Source organism: Cobetia sp. (assembly GCF_983723665.1).
The window spans coordinates 1-1459 of record NZ_CFDJES010000190.1; the positions used below are offsets into that span (position 1 = coordinate 1).

General features: G+C 60.3%; 2 protein-coding genes. One reads left to right on the forward strand and one right to left on the reverse strand.

Features of this window, described 5'->3' with window-relative positions; genetic code table 11:
- Nucleotides 1-209 precede the first annotated feature (209 nt).
- The gene (locus AC4FAH_RS13525) at nt 210-527 is read left to right on the forward strand and encodes an SCP2 sterol-binding domain-containing protein (protein WP_043332726.1); all 318 of its coding nucleotides are present in this window, start codon (nt 210-212) and stop codon (nt 525-527) included.
- Nucleotides 528-650: 123 nt separating this feature from the next.
- Here the strand turns inward: AC4FAH_RS13525 and nudC are convergent, their stop codons facing one another.
- Nucleotides 651-1424, reverse strand: a complete 774-nt coding sequence (gene nudC / locus AC4FAH_RS13530; RefSeq protein ID WP_107334885.1) for an NAD(+) diphosphatase — start codon at nt 1422-1424, stop codon at nt 651-653.
- Nucleotides 1425-1459: the final 35 nt, after the last annotated feature.

Consider the following 1459-nt stretch of genomic DNA (forward strand, 5'->3'; position numbering starts at 1 on the left):
GCGCTGAAGCGCGGAACACGCCAGATCGATCACACGACTTGATTGGAACGCTCGTTTGAAATAGTCTGATGTCAGTCTTGAAGGTCAGCAGCGTGATCACTTCATGGTGAGCAAGGTGATGAACGACACCTTCCCCCTTGCCATGTACGTCATCTTTCCCCGTGATCATTGGCCTTTCTCCACCGCTAGCACTGACAAGGAATATCACCATGGCCGACGCCAACGCCGTCATCGACATGCTCAAGAGCCGTTTCAACCCCGAAGCCGCCAAGGGCATGGATGAGGTCTTTCAATTCAACATCACCGACAGCGATGACTACTACATGGTCGTCAAGGACGGCACTCTGGACGTCGGCGAAGGTGAGCACGATGATCCGTCCGTGACCCTGAGCACCGACAGCGACACCCTCAAGGGCGTGATGAAGGGCGAAGTCGACGGCATGCAGGCCTTCATGACAGGCCGCCTGAAAGCCACCGGCAACATCATGCTGGCCACCAAGCTGACGTCTCTGTTCCCGAACAAGTAAGCGTCTGCTTGAGCAGGTGCATCGCTGCGAACAAGCCCGATGGAAAGGTTCGCTTGATGCACCAGCAAAAGAAAACGCCCCGGCCAATGGTCGGGGCGTTTTCTTTGGGGAGAGCCTGCAATATCAGCGGCCCGTCGCGACCGAGCGCAGGAAGTTGTCGATCAAGGCATGCGAGATCGAGAACTTCGGGGGCAGCCCCGGCAAGTCTTCCGGCGTGAACCACTGGGCATCCTCGATCTCGACACCATCGATGGTGATGTCGCCACCGGCATATTCCGCGTAGTAGCCCAGCATGAACGAGTGCGGGAACGGCCACGACTGACTCTGGAAATAGCTGACTCGCCCGACCTCGACACCGACTTCCTCGTGCACCTCACGCCGCACGGCTTCCTCGGCACTTTCACCGGCTTCGATGAAGCCCGCCAGGGTCGAATACATGCCCGGCCCGAAGCGCGGACTGCGGGCCAGCAACATCTCGCGGCCCCGGGTGATCAGCGTGATGATGCACGGCGAGATACGCGGGTAGCTGCGATGCTGACAACCGGTGCAGTGCATGGCGAATTCATGCTCCAGTCGCTTCATGCGCTTGCCACAACGGCCACAGAATCGATGGTCTCGCAGCCACTTGAGCACCTGCAACGCACTGGAAAGCAGCGGAAATTGATCACGTGGCAGCGTATGCAGCCACTGACGCGCGGCGGGCCAATCGGCACTGCCATTCTCACCGAACACCGCAATCGGCGCGCCCTGCCATTCCCCGAGGGCCACGGCGCCGCTGGGCCAGTCCGCGATGGGCTGGATGATGCCGCCATCCGGCGCAGGCGCCACGCCATCACGCCCCACGCGAATCAGATAACCATGGCGCTGGGTCACACGCGAGAGATCACGAATCAACATCAGGCGTCGTCTCCGCGGTTGCCTCGGCTGTCCAG